This window comes from Vibrio vulnificus CMCP6, from assembly GCF_000039765.1.
GTDB lineage: Bacteria > Pseudomonadota > Gammaproteobacteria > Enterobacterales > Vibrionaceae > Vibrio > Vibrio vulnificus_B.
Window position 1 is genome coordinate 1,718,708 of sequence record NC_004459.3, and the last position, 17,413, is coordinate 1,736,120.

Sequence of the window (17,413 nt, forward strand, 5' to 3'; positions counted from 1 at the left end):
AAAAACTGTCTCAAACCAGCGCCACTGAGTCGCTTAATTTGTCAGTTCAAGTCGTACCAAAATCTCTTCTGTCACTTCCTCTATTTCACAATAGCCAACCAATGTTGCCAGTTCTTTTTCCAGTTTGCTGGCTTGATGCATGCTGAGTTGAGAAAGTTCATTCAGATCTTTTTGTAACAGGGAAGTCATCGGGCTGAAAATCGGTGAGGTGGACAGCCTCAGCACATAAAACTCACCCGACATCTGTGCTTTTTTAATAAATAGGATGCGTTCTTTGACACTATCAAACTCGTTCGTCAGCTTTGTTTGTACGGCTTTGATTTTGTCGCCAAATTTTGCCACTGCGATGTAAATGTCGTGATGGTGTGGTTCTGCCCCTTCAATCCGTTTCGTCGGATTGGCGATTAAGGTATTTGAACGGCCTTTATAGATGGGTTCTAAAGAGAAATTCTCTTTGTGCCCTAGCTTTGCCAATACCATTAAATGCTTTTCTAGGGGGAAGTTAACCCCGATGGCCTTGGTTCTGTAGCCCGATTGCATCTTACTGATGAACACTGGCGTGCTGACCATTTTGGACAGCAAAATGCCGTGCAACGATTCGAGCAGCTCATTACTTGGTAGGATCTCGTTTTGTGGTTTGAGCTTGTCTTGGTTGTGTTCGATGATGCTATTGAAAAACGCAATGGTTTTCATCGTTTGGCTGTTTTCATCAATCACCAGTTGCACTTGCTTGTTGTCTGGGCTGACACGAACCACACGATAAGGAATTTTGTCCAATGGCAGCTTTTTATCGTAGAGCTGCAGTTCATGTAGGTTGATCTCGATCTCTTCAGACGACACCAACTCAAGTGGCGCATCCAAGGTGAGACTCAAGCCTCGCTTGGATAGATCGATCGTCTTGCCTCTCATCGCCAAACCGTCTGCTTTGGTCAGCGTAAGCGGTGATTGAAAACGATAGCGAGGTTCTTTTCTACGAGACTGGGCATCAAAGAAAATCCCTTTTGGGGAGCCGATGATTTTCCGCGTATGACGAAAAGCATTTAAGGTGCTTGATGGCAGTCGAGGCTTTTCGGTAAAGAGATAGTCTGCGCCATTCGAGTTGTCCGCAATTTCTTGCAAAATCCCACAATGCGTTAACCCTGAAGAGGCTTCGGCTAATTCTTGCGAGAAGCTGCCGAGTTGTTGACGTTCGTTTTCACTGAGTTCAAAAATGGAAATACGGAATGCCCGCCAACTGGCTCGTTTTGCGCCAAGATGCCAAAACAGCTGTCTTTGTTCACGTGTGGCCTCGGGCATGAGCATGGAGTAGAAAAAGTTTTTCCCTTCATGTTCGTGAGTAAACGCATAAATAACGTTACTGGCACCTTTGAGCCCCGGTCGCATTAGCATCGACATTCGCTGTGAGTTAAACAGTGAACCAAACACCTGTTGATTTCGTTCATCATGCCAGTATTGCCAAATCGGCATATTGTTTGGCGTGAGCATCGCGAGCTTGAGCTCATCGCCTTGGAAAAACAGCGGTAAGTTACAAGTGTGCTTTAGATAAATATGCTCGTAGCCCCGCGTTCTTGCTCGAATAATTTTGTCTTGGTTATCGTGTCGGGCACGTTTGGCTGAGCTATTTAAAGACTCATCGATCACTCTTGAGACAACATTGGTGTCTGTCAGGCGTAAGCAACGAAGAAATTTAACTGCATCGTTTTCATAAGAATCTTCAACAGCCAAAACACGGTATTCAATCGGCTTATCAACGTGAGCAATTTGCGAGGTTTTGGCCAGTTCACTAAAGGTAATTTGAATCACTTCGCCAAGGCTGTAGTTAAATGCACTCGGTACTTTGAACTTCGCACCAGAAGCGGAAAGATCAACGCTGACGCCGTGGAGCAATTGCCCTTTTGATAACGTAATGTCGACTTGAGAGTGCACTCTGAGCCGCTTTTCTTGGCGTTTGAGATCGTAACCAAGATGGACTGCCTCGGCCTCAAATGGACTGCTGGCATCACTCAGCCCTTGGCTGCTGGCCGGTTGGCCGCCTTTGCCTAAGGCGCGGAAACTGTTGCGTGTGTTAATTAACGCTTCCCAAACGCCTTCGGTATAGCCACCAAATTTGCGCGTGTTTTTGTAGTAAGCATTAAAGGCGACATCATCAAACCAATGTTTGATACCGTCAATTTCGTATTCTCGACAATCGCCCTGTACTCGGCCTCGCAAGTCGATGCTCTTTTTGCAAGGCGCCATCACACGATTTAATTCCATTTTTACCAGTAATTTAGCGGAAGGAGGGTAGCCTTCGGTCAATTGACCAAGGACAAAATCAAAGTCTTCCGCGTGATAAACCGGGATAAGCCTTTCTGCGATTGAGAGAATTTCAGCTTGTTCCATTTTTTCTGTTAAAGTAGCTGCTTATTAAAAGAGTATCGGCAAAGTGTTAATAAACTTAAGTATAACAGCACATTGTTTGAGGTTTAACGGATCAGTGGTCTAACTAGGTCACAAGCTTGAGAATTTGAGGCAGCATGTCGAAAGCAAAACGCGCTTATGTATGTAATGACTGTGGAGCGGATTTTCCGCGTTGGCAAGGGCAATGTAATGCCTGTGGCTCATGGAATACCATTACCGAAGTGAGATTGGCCGCATCGCCAAGCGTTGCGAGAAACGAGCGTTTATCTGGTTATGCGGGCTCTGCGACAGAATCAAAGGTTCAGGTGTTGTCTGAGATTGATTTGCAAGAAGTTCCCCGTTTTTCCAGTGGCTTCAAAGAGCTTGACCGTGTCTTAGGGGGCGGTATTGTCCCTGGAGCGGCGATCTTGATCGGTGGTAACCCTGGTGCGGGTAAATCGACGCTGCTGTTGCAGACTATGTGTCAACTTTCCGCCAACATGAACGCACTCTATGTCACAGGGGAAGAGTCGTTGCAACAAGTTGCGATGCGTGCTTCTCGACTGGGCCTACCGAAAGAGCATTTAAAAATGCTGTCAGAAACCAATGTCGATAAAATTTGCCAAGTGGCTGAGCAAATTCAGCCTAAGATCATGGTTATTGACTCGATTCAGGTGATGCATGTCTCTGATGTTCAATCTTCTCCGGGAAGTGTGGCGCAAGTTCGCGAGTCTGCCACCGCGCTCACTCGTTATGCGAAGCAAAACAATGTGGCGGTATTTATTGTTGGCCACGTGACAAAAGATGGCACTTTGGCGGGGCCGAAAGTGTTGGAGCACATTATTGACTGTTCTGTGCTGCTGGATGGTGATGCAGATAGTCGTTTTCGTACCCTTCGCAGCCATAAAAACCGTTTTGGCGCGGTCAATGAGCTCGGGGTGTTTGCCATGACAGGGCAGGGATTACGTGAGGTGAGTAACCCTTCGGCGATTTTCTTGTCTCGTGGCGAAGAACAAACGTCAGGCAGTTCTGTGATGGTGATTTGGGAAGGCACCCGACCTTTGTTAGTGGAGATCCAAGCACTGGTCGATTACTCACAACTCGCCAACCCAAGACGTGTTGCCGTGGGCCTTGAGCAAAACCGTTTGTCGCTCCTGCTGGCGGTGCTGCATAAGCATGGTGGTTTACAAATGGCCGACCAAGACGTGTTTGTCAACGTTGTTGGTGGTGTGAAAGTAACGGAAACCAGTGCGGATCTAGCGCTTATTATGGCGCTACTGTCCAGTTTTCGAGATAGAGCCTTACCAAAAGATGTGGTGATATTTGGTGAAGTGGGCTTGGCTGGCGAAATTCGCCCTGTCCCCAGTGGCCAAGAACGTTTAAATGAAGCTTTCAAGCATGGCTTTAAGAAAGCCATCGTGCCGTTGGCGAATATGCCTAAAGGTGGGATTCCCGGAATGCAGATCCATGGGGTTAAAAAATTAGCCGATGCTATATCAGCCTTCGATGAATTATGATTTTTGTGAATTGAAGCATGAATTGCGTTGCTTTCTTTGCTGTGTGAAATTAGTCAGTTCTATTGAGATATTGCATAATGTATTTGGAGAATGACGTTTTTATGGATAGAAATGTTACTAAGATATCTTGGACTGTTTTTTTGTTTGTGCTTTTCAACTGTTTCGGCTGCAAAGGAGATGGCTGCCGTCGAGTTGCAGGCTATCCAGTGGTTTCAGGGGCCGCTTAATACCAGCCAGCCTACACCACTTTGGGTATCGCAATCATTGACCCCTGTTGAGGCTTTCAGCCTAACGGGGGGCGATCATGTCAGCTTACTTAACTTTGATGTCAACAAGCTGGGCTTGTATGTCATTGATTTCAGAAATTCCACGTTAATCGGTCGCTATCAACATTATCTTTATGATGCCAATAACCAGTTGGTGGCGTCTTCTCGAGGTGGGATTGACTCTCTTGAATCAGCACATTTCTTTTTGCGTCATGGGCAGGAAGTTCAATTGGCGCCCGGTCGATACTCTCTTGTCACGGCACAACGCTCACAGTTTAATATCGCGCCGCCCACCACATTTGTCATGGAGAAGAGTCTTTATCTCGAGGATATTCGTGTTGGGAATGCGATTACTCTCACTGGCATAGGCATTCTCCTTTCGCTGTTTTTCTATTATCTGGTTTTGTCGATTGCGCGCAAAAACTTGGTCGATTTTAGCTATGCGATGTTTATTCTCGGTAATTTATTGTTTAACAGCACTTCGTTATTGGTTGCTCATCATCTATTAGGTATTCAGTGGTTTGGTGGGGCAAGCTGGCCAATCTTATGCTCAAACATGGCTTACTTGGTGTTTGTCATGCAGTTACTAGAGGTGAAATCGAACGAAACGCCAATGGTTTACTACGTTGGCTGTGGATTGCTCGTTCTGTTTGCGATGTTCTTTAGTGCCTCTTTCTTCTTACCGAATTGGCAAAATGAATTTAATCGCCACGCCGTTGGTCTGTTTATTTCCTTCGGCATGTTTGCCGGTATTCGCATGATTTTCAAAGGGAGCAAAGTTGCTCGTTGGTATGTATTGGCTAACTTAGGCTTCTTTGTCTTGGCGGCGGTTGCTATTTCCCAAGAGCAGATTGCCGGTTTACAAACCATTTATATGTCTCATATCGGCCTTATTGCGGTTGTGGTTGAGGTGATGTTGCTTTCCTGCGTGGTTGCGTATCAAATGACCAGAGTGGAAGAGGAGCGCAATGCCGCTCTTGTTCATGCTCAACAAATGCTAGAGCTGGCAAGTACCGACACCCTGACAGGCCTACCTAATCGGTATGCTTTAGAAAATCGACTGCCTAAAACCAACAAAAATGAAGCGTTTATCTATCTCGACTTAGATGGCTTGAAAATCTGTAACGATCAGTATGGCCATGACATGGGGGACAAGCTGTTGCTGGTCTTCAGCGAGAAAATGAGAAAAATGCTTCCTTCCAACTGCGAGTTATTTAGGATTTCTGGCGATGAGTTTGGCGTTATTTTACCGAATTCTCACTTACAAGAGCTGGTCGATATGGTTCATTTTATTGATAAACAACTTCGTGAAGAGGTGGCGCTGTTTGTTGGTGTCAGCTTTGGCGTGGCCTATTTTAAAGATCATAAGAACTATCGCAAAACGATAGAGGAAGCCGATCACAACATGTATTTGTATAAAAGGAATAAACAATCACATGCGACTTAAACTGATTTTACCAATCCTAGCCACGATGTTAGTACCACTGGCTGCCGCTTTCTTCAAATATCCCGACACACATATTCCCCCTGGTTTTCTTGTTTTTCCCCCTCAATTTATCGTTGAAGAACCGAGCTTTAACCTGATTTATTTCTTGTTGATGCTCGTTGCTGTTGTTTGGGCACTATTAGTGCTGTTTTGGCCAGAGAAGGTGGGATTCAAACGCAATACACAACCGATGCCTTCACCGACTAGAGCCAATTTACCATGGTGGTTTTACATTGGACTGGGTGGAACGGTTTTATTTTGGTGGTTAATGTGGAGCAGAAGTGAAGCGATGTTACCTTGGGTGTACTATGCTTTCACGCCACTTTGGTGGAGCTTTATCATTCTGTTGGATGGTATCGTCTATCGATTTAATGGCGGCCGATCACTGTGCGCAACCAAACCGGGTCTTCTCCTATTTATGGCTGGCGTGTCGTTTTTTGGTTGGATGTATTTTGAGTACTACGATTATTTTGTATTAGAAAACTGGTACTACCCAAATGCAGAAAAAACGTCATTGAGCCGAGAAATGATATTGCTACTCTTTTGTTTCTCTTATACCACTGTGACGCCCGCTATTATGCAGTGGTACACCTTACTTTGTTCCTTTCCTTCCATCAGAAAGCGTTATCGTTTTGGGCCTGTTTGGCATCTCAAGCCGAATTGGCTTATCTACGGTGGATTGGCGTCGATCTTTCTCATGGTGTTCTTCCCGAAATTACTGTTCTGGGCTGTTTGGATTGGTCCGATGGCCGTCATGACCGGGGTACTCGAGCGATATGGCATTTGGAATCCCTTCCACGGCATTTTGACATCGGGTAATTGGACGGCAGCAGCCTTGGTTGGTATGGCTTCATTGATCAATGGCTTCTTCTGGGAAATGTGGAACTTTGGCAGCGCTCACCCAGACACGCAGTTGATCACCAATCCGAACTACTGGGTTTATGACATTCCTTTCGTAAACTTAACTTGGCTCCCTCTACCAACAGAAATGCCTTTGTTGGGCTACATGGGCTATGTGCCTTTTGGCATTCTTGTTTGGCAAGTGCTCATTTGGAGCGGAAAAATTATGGGGATTAATACTGATTTGCGAGAGGTGACTGATTGGTATTTGATTTCGGAGCAGAAGGCTCAATTTGACACTCCTTGTCGAGCGGAGGTCTAGATGAATCCGTTTAATCATGGTTGGACTCCTGACTCTGTTTGGCCTCGCATTCAGCAACAAGTCGAGAGTTGGTGCGACCCAAGCCTGCCTGATTTTGTTCCTCAAGACAAAAGAGTCGCTGTATTTGATTTGGATGGCACGCTTTGGTGCGAAAAACCCGGTATTAATGAACTGGCGTTTTGGCGCTCGGAGTTAACCAATGCTCTGACGCTGCCACAACATCAACAGCATCACCCCAGCATCAGCTCACTAATAAATAGTGTGCAGCCAGCAAGTCAACATGACAATCCAGTATTATTGGCTGAGCAATATGCCTCTTTATTTCGTCGAGTTTTCTCGGATATCACCGTCGAAGCCTATCAGCAGAAGGTGAAAACATGGCTCAGTGAGACGCGGCATCCAAGATTCCAAGTGAGCTATCAACAGCTCTTTTATACCCCAATGCTTGCGTTAATGGATTACTTACGGCGGCATAACTTTCGTTGTGTGATTAATTCAGGCAGTACAACAGCGTTTGTTCAAGCTTGGTGTCAGCCTTGGTTGGCTATTAATGAAGAAGATGTCATCGGTTCACAAATAGGCTTGTTTGATGAACCGCATTCGTTCGTTATTAATATTGGGCCGGAAAAGGTCAAACAGTTGAAAGCAAAATTTGCTATCAAACCATTAATGGCATTTGGCAATACGCTGGGTGATGCGGAACAGCTTCACTATGTATTGGAAGGGGATGATAGAGCGATCGCGTGCTGCATTCATCATGATGACTCAAACCGAGAGTATTCATATGCGTTTGACCCCCTATTTAAACTGGAGCTAAAAACGCGTTTACAGCGAGTGGATATTGTCTCTATTCGAGACCACTGGTGTGAGATTTTTGCGTTTGAAAATCCAGTGAAAAAAGAGAGAATCCCTTTTGCAATCTAGGTCTTGATGGGCTTTACTGAGGTGGAAGAAAATTTTTCTCACCTAATTGCACGCAAGGGTATCAGTCTTGACAGATTGTGATATACTCTGCGCGCACTTTATACCTTATTAACAGAGTAAGACAATGGCAGATTTATCAAAATACAGAAACATTGGTATTTTCGCGCACGTTGACGCGGGTAAAACCACTACCACTGAGCGTATCTTGAAGCTTACTGGTAAAATCCACCGTCTAGGCGAAGTACACGACGGCGCATCAACCATGGACTTCATGGATCAGGAAGCAGAGCGCGGTATCACTATCCAGTCTGCTGCGACTACTTGTTTCTGGAAAGACCACCGTTTTAACGTAATCGACACCCCGGGACACGTTGACTTCACTGTTGAAGTTTACCGTTCTCTTAAAGTTCTTGATGGTGGTATCGGTGTATTCTGTGGTTCTGGCGGCGTTGAGCCTCAGTCAGAAACTAACTGGCGTTACGCGAACGAATCAGAAGTATCTCGTCTGATCTTCGTAAACAAACTAGACCGTATGGGTGCAGACTTCTTCCGCGTTGTTGAGCAAGTGAAGAAAGTACTAGGCGCTAACCCTCTAGTTATGACTCTACCTATCGGCCGTGAAGACGAGTTCGTAGGTGTAGTTGACGTATTGACTCGTCAAGCATTCGTATGGGATGACTCAGGTCTTCCAGAAAACTACGAAATCAAAGAAATCCCAGCAGACATGGTAGATCAAGTTGAAGAATACCGTGAGATGATGATCGAATCTGCTGTTGAGCAAGACGATGAGCTAATGATGGCTTACATGGAAGGCGAAGAGCCATCTATCGAGCAAATCAAAGCTTGTATCCGTAAAGGTACTCGTGATCTAGCGTTCTTCCCAACGTACTGTGGTTCTGCATTCAAAAACAAAGGTATGCAACTTGTACTAGACGCAGTTGTAGATTACCTACCGTCTCCAACAGAAGTTGAGCCTCAACCACTGACTAACCCAGAAACGGGTGAACCAACTGGTGAAGTTGCAACAGTATCTGTTGACGCGCCTCTAAAAGCGCTAGCGTTCAAGATCATGGACGACCGTTTCGGTGCTCTAACCTTCATCCGTATCTACTCAGGTCGTCTGAAGAAAGGTGACACAGTTCTTAACAGTGCAACTGGTAAGACTGAGCGTATCGGCCGTATGGTGGAAATGCACGCAAACGACCGTAACGAACTTGAAGCAGCTCAAGCGGGTGACATCATCGCTGTTGTTGGTATGAAGAACGTTCAAACTGGTCACACTCTATGTGATCCTAAGCATGAATGTACTCTTGAGCCAATGATCTTCCCAGAACCAGTAATCTCTATCGCTGTTAAGCCTAAAGATAAAAACGGTTCTGAGAAAATGGGTATCGCGATCGGTAAAATGGTTGCAGAAGATCCATCATTCCAAGTTGAAACTGACGAAGATTCTGGCGAAACCATCCTTAAAGGTATGGGCGAACTTCACCTAGACATCAAAGTTGACATCCTGAAGCGTACTTACGGCGTTGAGCTAGAAGTAGGTGCTCCACAGGTAGCTTACCGTGAAACTATCACGAAAGCAGTTGAAGACAGCTACACGCACAAGAAGCAGTCTGGTGGTTCTGGTCAGTTCGGTAAGATCGACTACCGCATCAAACCAGGTGAGCCAAACTCTGGCTTCACGTTCAAGTCAACAGTTGTTGGTGGTAACGTACCTAAAGAATTTTGGCCTGCAGTAGAGAAAGGCTTCGAAGGCATGATGCAGAACGGTGTTCTAGCTGGCTTCCCAACGCTAGACGTTGAAGTTGAGCTATTCGACGGTGGTTTCCACGCAGTTGACTCATCTGCAATCGCATTTGAAATCGCAGCGAAAGGCGCATTCCGTCAATCAATGCCTAAAGCAGGTCCTCAGCTTCTTGAGCCAATCATGAAAGTTGACGTGTTCACTCCAGAAGACCACGTTGGTGACGTAATCGGTGACTTGAACCGTCGTCGCGGTATGATCAAGAACCAAGAAATGGGTGCAACTGGCGTTCGCGTTAAAGCAGACGTACCACTTTCAGAAATGTTCGGCTACATCGGTACTCTACGTACAATGACTTCTGGTCGTGGTCAGTTCTCTATGGAGTTCTCTCACTACTCAGCTTGTCCAAGCAACGTAGCAGAGCAAGTAATTGCTGAAGTTAAAGAGCGTAACGCTAAGAAGTAATTCTTAAGTTAACTCAATAACAATAAAACCCGCAGCGTGCCTGGGGGTTTTTCTTTTTTCTTCGCCTTTAATAACTATCAACCTTTAGCAACGGTGTGTCTTTAGTGACGATCAGTTTCTAGTAACGATCAGCGAGTGACCATTAATCTGAACGGTCTCTATTGCTCTTCAACCAGTTCACCGGTAATGGGATAGGTGTCTTGAAAACCTTCAATTTCCATAAGTAGCCACTGATGAAAGAGCTTTACTTTCTTGCGTTGGAAGTAACTCGAAGGGGCACAGATGTAGTAGCTATAGCGGGTTTTCATCGCAATATCTCCGATGCGGACCAGTTTGCCTTCTTGGATATAGCGTGCAGCCAATGAATGTTTGACGAGCGCCACGCCCTGAACGGCAAGAGCGCCTTCCAACACAAAATGAGATCCGTCATATTGAATGGTGGAATGGCCGCCCGTTAAACCTACACTTCTCATAAACGTTTCCCAGTCCATATCAGGCCAAGTATCTTCAATTAAATCCGCTCTCGTAATGTCACTTAAATCGTGCAAGTGATGCTGTTGTGCGTAGATTGGGTGACAGACTGGGTACACGAGATCGTCCATTAACCACTTTGTTTCTATATTGGGGTATTTTCCGCGCCCGTATCGAATACTTAAATCGATCTTGGAGCCTTCAAAGGTGACGAGTTGATTCGTGGGTTCTAGTAGCAGCGAAATCTCATTTTGCTGTTTCTTAAATGCAGTCAGCCTAGGGACTAACCAGTGTTGAGCGAAAGAAGGTAGGGTGGAGACGGAAAGTTGGTTGGGATTAGCATCCGAGCTGATCAAACGGACGCCTTCTTGAAGATGAGCAAACCCTTTTTGAGCTTGCTCGAAAAGCACTTTTCCTTCTGGAGTGAGGGTGACTTTTCGATGTTGTCGGATAAAAAGGGGGATGTTCAATGATTCTTCTAGCTGTCTTATTTGCTGGCTCACTGCAGCCGCAGACACAAATAGTTGTTCAGCTGCGAGTTTAAAACTCCCTGTTTGACATGCAACGTAAAAGTAATAAAGACCTTGCAAAGGTGGCATACGCTCTTTCACTTAAGTTTTCCTTAACTCAATGTCAATTTGTATCGTTTGAGGCTTTGTATTGATAGAGAGATTATTAGCCTTGAAAGACAAACAAAGCAAGGTGAAGTTATGGAATCCAATATCAATCATCACGCATTAACTCAAACATCAGAGTTGAGTTTGATTAAGAAATTATTGAATGAAATCGAGCGTTGGAGGCGCAATCATTCGACGAGATCTCATTTATCTCATCTCTCAGATCATTTGTATAAAGATGTGGGTCTAACAAAAGAGCAGGTACGTGATGAAGTCAAACGGAGCTTTTGGGATTGAGTATTAAGTCGAGGCTGACTCACAGCTTGGTGAGTCAGCTCGATATCAACGGAAGCTTAGGTGTGAATTAGTACAGGTTATTCTTCCCACACCACGAGCTTATCTTTTGGCCAGTTTTGCCCCACTTCGTGGTATTTCTGTTCCAAAACATGTCGTTTGATTTTTAACGTTGGCGTTAGGATGCCATTGTCGATACTCCAAGGGTCTTTAATCATCAACACCCCTTTGATCTGCTCGTGCGATTCGAGTTCCGCGTTCATTTTGGCAATCACACGTTTAGTTGTGCGTTCATAGCGATCGCGATCGAAGTTCGGGAAGTTATGCGGAACCACCAATAAGATTGGCGCTGGCAAGCCGAGGCCAATCAAACACATCATTTCTACTCGGCTGTATTCAAAGAGTTTATTCTCAATAGGGACAGGTGAAACAAACTTGCCTTTGGCCGTTTTAAAGGTGTCTTTCTTACGACCTTGAATGGTGAGATACCCTTCGGCATCCAGTCGACCAATATCGCCAGTGTGTAGCCAGCCTTCTTTATCAAAAGCTTCTTGAGTGGCAATGTCGTTTTTGTAGTATCCAGAAAATAGCCCCTTGCCACGAACCATGATCTCATCATCAGCTGCAATTTTGAGCTCAATACCGGGGCCTGCGTTGCCAACCGAGCCTATTTTGTCGGCTCTAAATGGGTAGTTTAAGGTGCTATAAGCGAACGATTCTGTCATCCCCCAAGCTTCGGTAATGTTCAAGCCAACACTGTGATACCACGCGAGTAAGGCTGGAGAGACTGGAGCAGAGCCACAACCCAGCACTCGGGCTTGATCTAGGCCAAGGCCATCGGCCAACTTCTTCTTAATCAAACCGCTGACAAATGGGATTTTGAGTAGGAAGTTGAGGCGTTTTTGGGGCAGTTTGTCTTGAATACGTTGCTGGAATAAGGTCCATAAGCGTGGTACAGAAATAAACAGTGTTGGACGCTGCATTTTTACGTCTTCGATAAAGGTATCCAAAGATTCAGGGAAGGCGGTAGGTACCCCTCCCATAATGGAAGAACCGAAGATATAGACGCGTTCTGTGATATGTGCCAGTGGCAAATAAGAGAACAATCGATCGTTGGGCTGAATGCCAATATGGTTAATTAACTGCTGAACAGACCATGAAAACGCACCATATGTGAGCATTGCCCCTTTCGGTAGACCGGACGTTCCCGAGGTGTAAACCAGTGACATCAATTTATCGTCGTAGTGCTGTGGCCTGTCGCTGCTCGGCTCCGATTGCAAAATGAGCGTGGTAAATTGGTATTGGCAATGCGGGGAGCTATCGTAGGGGAGAGCAATGCTTTTCACGTCCACCAGATCATCGATCACTTTCTGAGTCGCGGCGGCATCATCAAGTTTGCCGGCAATGAGGATTTTACTTTCACTGTGTGTGATGCAGTATTCAATTGTATCCGCTCCGGCGGTTGGGAAAATCGGTACGCTCACATAGTCACCTAGCATCATGGCTAAGTCACAAATAAACCACTCCGCGCAGTTTTTAGAGATCAGTGCGATTCTATCGCCGGGTTCCGCTCCCAGTTCTTTGAGTGCGGTGACTAAGCGAAGGGCTTTGTCGGCTACTTCTGAATAGGTGAATTCAACAAACTGTCGGTTGATGATCTGTTTTAGATATACCTCATGTGGGCGTTCCTTTGCCCATTTCAGGATCATATCGCTTGGGGTAGGGAGAGCAAGTTGCGGTTTGCTTAACTCGTTAGGTTGAATCATTCTCTAACTCCATGTTATTGGCAAAACAAGTATTATTTTTATGTTAATTTATTGTTAACCATAGCATGCTTTATGCTCATCAGAAATAAAAAAAACCGGATGTGAGACAAGAATTTGAGCTAGTTAGAAAGTCGATATTTCCCTGGACTTACCCCGGTTTTCTTTTTAAATATGCGCGAAAAATACGACACGTCTCGATAACCACATTGATAAGCGATAAAGGCGATTTTCGCATGGCGATCTTCGAGCAACAGCTGTTTGGCTAGATTGATGCGTTTGTTGGACAAGTAATCTCGGAAGCTGAGTCCAATCTCTTTGTGAAACACTTTAGAAAAATAGGTAATAGAGTAGTGGCAAAACGAGGCGGCGTCTTCTTCGCGAATGACATTGCTGATGTTGTTGTCGATGTGATTTAGCAGAGATTGTAACGCTTGGCTAATCATGGGATCGGCGGCTTGTGCAGAAGCGTTGCCACCGAGCTCTACATACCATCGTAGATTCATTCTTGAGATAAGCTGTTTCAACCATTCTTGGGTGTTTTGTAAAGACAGATTGAGATGGTCGAAAACGGCAGAGTGATAGTAAGAGCCCAACTCAATCGGCCGAGAGTGGATTAAAATCAACTTCTTATTGAGATTGATACTGAGTTTTAGCGCCGTCAGCAGTAGCGGGTACTGCTCTTCTGAATGGATGAAAAAAAAGGCAAACTGGGTACTCGGTTCACTGAGAATAGAGACGTCTGTGTCATGTTCAATCAGAGTGAACGTATTGAGAATAAGATCTTTTTCGGTTTTCTCAAGCAGGCGGACTGAGCTTCCCAGCCAATGAGCGGTACGTCTCACTTCCATGCTGATTCCCCCTCAAACTGAAATATGAATATCAAGCAGCTATTGTTTGCATTTCAAAGGGCGAAGAGTGTGTTGTCCCAAATTATCCCTTTGTGCCTCAGTGTGGTCACCTTGGTGGTGCTTTGCAGATTCTGCTCTCATACAAAAAGGTTAGTGCTGCCACAAAAAAGTGCCAACAAAAAAAGTGATCCTTTTGGTTTGTGCAGTGATAGGTGGTTCAAACAAACGCTAACGAACAGTATTTGCCTTTTATTTCATCTACTTTTAGTGATTAGACTTTAGTAGTGGTTGAGCGCTTTCTGCTCTCTAGTGATAGAAGGGCAATGAAGAATTTGCGTAAAGTCGTAAAAAAGTACTAGTAAAAGACAAAAAAGTCCTAACGTCTTTATTTAGCGACCTCTAACTTTAAAGGGCAAGTTCATTGCTTATGGAAGGAGAGACACAATGAGCAATCTATTACACAAAGCAAAAGCGTTTATGCAAGATGAAGAAGGTTTGTCGGTTGTTGAATACGTTGTGGGTGCAGCGTTACTGGTTGTTGCTCTAGGGCTAGTATTCAGTAACTTAGGCACCAATTTACAGAACAAGCTAAACGCGGCAGTCAGCTAATGTCGATCTATGAGCGAGTCTTTGCTCTACGTATGAGATGTTCAGGTTTCATATGTGATGAGGAAGGATTAAGTGTTGTGGAATACGTCGTTGGGGCGGCGCTACTGGTGTTAGCCATAGGGACTCTATTTTCTGGATACGACACTAAGCTAAATAACAAGATCGATGGTGCTCTTAGCTAGTCGCTGACATTCCACTCTAGGGAAGGAGGGGCAGGTGGTCATAAACAGTTTGATATGGTTTTGTTTGCTGGTGGTTGCCGTTTACGACGCCAGAGATAACCGAATACCAAATGCATGGCTTTTGCCCCTGACTCTTCTTGCTTGCTTACATTGGGTGGGCAAGGGGGATTTTAGTCAGCTGTTTTTAGCGATAGGTGCAGGTTCAATCTATTTTGGCAGTGGCTTGGTCCTTTTTTTCCTTAGGGCGATGTCTCCGGGTGATGTAAAGCTTCTTGGCGTAGTGGGTGTAGTGATCGGCTGGGATGCCATGGGCGCAGTTGCCTACTGGATTACACTTTCAGCCGGGCTCGTTGCGCTGTTTTTCATGATGCTTCACTACGCTCAATATCCTGACTCTTTACAGAAATTGGTTGGTCGATATTCGTTTCAAGCAATGTCAGGTCAGGTTCCTTTACTTTCTGTTTATCCATCAGAAGTGGTTGTTCAAGGAAAACTCACCATGCCGTTTGCACCCGCCGTTGTAATTGGGTTAGCGCTGTTTCATTACTTTTAGTATGAGCATATTAAGTAGGGGGCTTTCATGGCAGAACCCACAGCGAAACACAGAGATAAACTGACGCCTCAAGCCGCTCCACCGAAGGTGCCAACCTCATTAAATCAATTGAAAATTCCACCTGTCGTGGTTGAGAATTTGCTGATCAAGCAATTGGCAGCATACCCCAAATCGGACCTACTGACGTTGACGCGTTTGATGGGACTCAACAGCCATATTGTTGATGAAGTGCTGGCTGTTTTAAGAAAAAAATCCCTTGTTGAAGTTTTTCAATCGGATCCCGCTGCGTTTGGGGATACAAGCCATGGAACGCGGATTCTTTATGCTCTATCGGAATCGGGTATGGAAGAAGCGGACGATGCGTTTATTAAAGATGCTTATTTGGGCCCGTGTCCTGTTTCCGTGATGGAATATTCTGAGATGGTTAAAGCGCAAGATGTCCGGGCAAAAATCGTCAATCGAGCCGATGTGGAATACGCGTTTAAAGATGTCCTTGGTGCGCATCGTATGGTCGCTGTATTAGGCCCTGCCATTAATTCAGGTCGAGCGTTGCTCCTCTATGGTGATGCTGGCACAGGAAAAACCTTTGTGGCCACTCGGCTACTTAACTCTTTGAATACATCTGTGTTTATTCCTTACTCCGTCTATGCCGCAGGTAACATTATCAAGGTGTTTACCCCGCAGCATCACAAAAAAGTGGAAGAAGAAGACGCGCAGCAATCCATTGTTTTCAAAGACCAGTTTGATAAGCGCTGGGCGCTGTGTGAGCGACCCAGTATTCAGGTGGGTGGGGAGCTCACCATGGAAATGCTGGAAGTGAACCACTCTCAACACAATCGAGTCTGGATGGCACCCCTGCAAATGATGGCTAATAACGGCATCTTCATTATCGATGACTTGGGCCGTCAACCCATGCCGGTGGCGACACTGCTCAACCGCTGGATTGTGCCGATGGAGTATTTCTACGATTACCTCTCTTTGCCGAATGGCCAACAAATAACCATTCCTTTTATTCTCACGTTGGCGTTTTCGACCAACTTAGATCCAGAAAAAATCAGTGACCCCGCTTTCTTGCGCCGTTTAGGTTACAAGATTCAGTTCCAGCCTCTTATGAAAGATGAGTACCAAGAGCTATGGCAAATCATGGCGCGCGGAAAATCGCTATCACTTGAGCCGGGGTTGTTTGACCGATTAACCGAACTGCATGAGCAACATAGTGTTGGCTACTATCCCTGTTTGCCAAAAGACATAGCGGGTATCAGCCGCGATATTGTTGCTTTTGAAGAGTCAGAGCCCGTGATCACTCGGCAAGTACTAGAAAGGGCTTGGGAAGTTTACTTTACCGCGGATGGTAAAGGCGGAGGTGCACGATGAGTCGTAACCAAATTATTTTACTGTTTTTACTCTCAATTTTATTTGGTTTGGCGGCCGTATTTTTTGCCAAGCAGTGGATGGATAAGCAGCTGACGCCTCAACAAGATGTTGAAGTGGTTGAGCGAGAACCTGTGGTGATTGCGGCCATAGAAATTCCGGCTGGCAGTGTGATTGAGCCGCAGCACCTCACCACAAAACTGTTGGAAAAATCGTGGCGTGAGCTCTCGCAATATACCGATCCTAAAGAGCTGGTGGGGCAAATCGTTGCGGGAGCAATTTACCCTGGTGAAATCATCATAGAGCAGCGTTTGACCGTGCCTGGTGAGGGCTCGACGCTTGCTGCGTTAATTCCAGAGAACAAACGAGCCATTACCATTCGCGTAAATGATGTGATTGGCGTGGCGGGTTTCTTGCTGCCGGGAAACCGTGTTGATGTACTCAATACCGTCTCTTACAGCAAAGGTTCAGCGGTCACTAAAACCGTACTGAAAGATATTAAGGTGTTGGCGGTGGACCAAACGGCCAGAACCAAAGAGAACAAGCCGATCATCGTTCGAGCGGTGACATTGGAAGTCACACCGGATCAGGCGGAAAAACTGTTGAGTGCCAAGAGCAAAGGTGAAATCCAACTCACCTTGCGTAATCCACACGAGCCTGAGGAAAAAGTGGTTCGTCGTTATGTCGCCCCTAGTGTCACCATAATCAAAGGGACGGAGTCATCGAAGATTCAGGTAAAAGAATAAGGTGTGACGC

Annotated in this window: 15 protein-coding genes; 11 read left to right on the plus strand and 4 right to left on the minus strand. The window is 45.5% G+C overall.

Annotation, left to right across the window (positions count from 1 at the left end; translation table 11 throughout):
- Positions 1–33 precede the first annotated feature (33 nt).
- The gene (locus VV1_RS08200; RefSeq protein ID WP_011079648.1) at positions 34–2,382 is read right to left on the minus strand and encodes a PilZ domain-containing protein; all 2,349 of its coding nucleotides are present in this window, start codon (positions 2,380–2,382) and stop codon (positions 34–36) included.
- 134 nt (positions 2,383–2,516) lie between these two features.
- On the opposite strand from VV1_RS08200, the gene radA reads away from it, so the two are divergent.
- From radA to fusA, 5 genes are all read left to right on the plus strand, one after another.
- Positions 2,517–3,896, plus strand: coding sequence for a DNA repair protein RadA (gene radA, locus VV1_RS08205; RefSeq protein ID WP_011079649.1), 1,380 nt, complete (start codon positions 2,517–2,519; stop codon positions 3,894–3,896).
- 177 nt (positions 3,897–4,073) lie between these two features.
- Positions 4,074–5,609: a diguanylate cyclase gene (locus VV1_RS08210; protein ID WP_043920945.1), complete on the plus strand. Its 1,536-nt coding sequence runs from the start codon at positions 4,074–4,076 to the stop codon at positions 5,607–5,609.
- Complete coding sequence (locus VV1_RS08215) at positions 5,599–6,810, plus strand: hypothetical protein (RefSeq protein ID WP_011079651.1); 1,212 nt, start codon at positions 5,599–5,601, stop codon at positions 6,808–6,810. Before VV1_RS08210 ends, VV1_RS08215 begins: the two co-directional genes overlap by 11 nt.
- Positions 6,811–7,734, plus strand: a complete 924-nt coding sequence (locus VV1_RS08220; RefSeq protein WP_011079652.1) for a haloacid dehalogenase-like hydrolase — start codon at positions 6,811–6,813, stop codon at positions 7,732–7,734. It begins immediately after the preceding gene.
- Between the two features lie 124 nt (positions 7,735–7,858).
- Entirely contained in the window at positions 7,859–9,946 is a 2,088-nt protein-coding gene (fusA, locus tag VV1_RS08225; protein WP_011079653.1) for an elongation factor G, read from the plus strand.
- Positions 9,947–10,104: 158 nt separating this feature from the next.
- Here fusA and VV1_RS08230 read toward each other — a convergent pair whose 3' ends face one another.
- On the minus strand, positions 10,105–11,028 hold the full coding sequence (locus tag VV1_RS08230; RefSeq protein ID WP_011079654.1) for a LysR substrate-binding domain-containing protein: 924 nt from the start codon (positions 11,026–11,028) through the stop codon (positions 10,105–10,107).
- Positions 11,029–11,127: 99 nt separating this feature from the next.
- On the opposite strand from VV1_RS08230, the gene VV1_RS08235 reads away from it, so the two are divergent.
- Entirely contained in the window at positions 11,128–11,331 is a 204-nt protein-coding gene (locus tag VV1_RS08235) for a DUF1127 domain-containing protein (protein WP_043920946.1), read from the plus strand.
- A 77-nt stretch (positions 11,332–11,408) separates the two neighbouring features.
- Here the strand turns inward: VV1_RS08235 and VV1_RS08240 are convergent, their stop codons facing one another.
- Positions 11,409–13,094, minus strand: a complete 1,686-nt coding sequence (locus VV1_RS08240) for an AMP-binding protein (protein ID WP_011079655.1) — start codon at positions 13,092–13,094, stop codon at positions 11,409–11,411.
- 119 nt (positions 13,095–13,213) lie between these two features.
- Entirely contained in the window at positions 13,214–13,942 is a 729-nt protein-coding gene (locus tag VV1_RS08245; protein ID WP_011079656.1) for a helix-turn-helix transcriptional regulator, read from the minus strand.
- A 444-nt stretch (positions 13,943–14,386) separates the two neighbouring features.
- On the opposite strand from VV1_RS08245, the gene VV1_RS08250 reads away from it, so the two are divergent.
- From VV1_RS08250 to cpaB, 5 genes are read left to right on the plus strand one after another with little or no spacing between them, the layout of a single operon-like run.
- The gene (locus VV1_RS08250) at positions 14,387–14,551 is read left to right on the plus strand and encodes a Flp family type IVb pilin (RefSeq protein WP_043920947.1); all 165 of its coding nucleotides are present in this window, start codon (positions 14,387–14,389) and stop codon (positions 14,549–14,551) included.
- Entirely contained in the window at positions 14,551–14,733 is a 183-nt protein-coding gene (locus VV1_RS08255) for a Flp family type IVb pilin (RefSeq protein WP_011079657.1), read from the plus strand. The genes VV1_RS08250 and VV1_RS08255 overlap by 1 nt, the downstream gene beginning before the upstream one ends.
- A 34-nt stretch (positions 14,734–14,767) precedes the next feature.
- Positions 14,768–15,286 carry a prepilin peptidase gene (locus VV1_RS08260; protein ID WP_011079658.1) on the plus strand — a complete coding sequence of 173 codons (519 nt, stop codon included), beginning with the start codon at positions 14,768–14,770 and terminating at the stop codon, positions 15,284–15,286.
- A gap of 27 nt (positions 15,287–15,313) precedes the next feature.
- On the plus strand, positions 15,314–16,660 hold the full coding sequence (locus tag VV1_RS08265; RefSeq protein WP_011079659.1) for a DUF8689 domain-containing protein: 1,347 nt from the start codon (positions 15,314–15,316) through the stop codon (positions 16,658–16,660).
- On the plus strand, positions 16,657–17,403 hold the full coding sequence (cpaB, locus tag VV1_RS08270) for a Flp pilus assembly protein CpaB (protein ID WP_011079660.1): 747 nt from the start codon (positions 16,657–16,659) through the stop codon (positions 17,401–17,403). Before VV1_RS08265 ends, cpaB begins: the two co-directional genes overlap by 4 nt.
- The last annotated feature ends 10 nt before the right edge of the window (positions 17,404–17,413 follow it).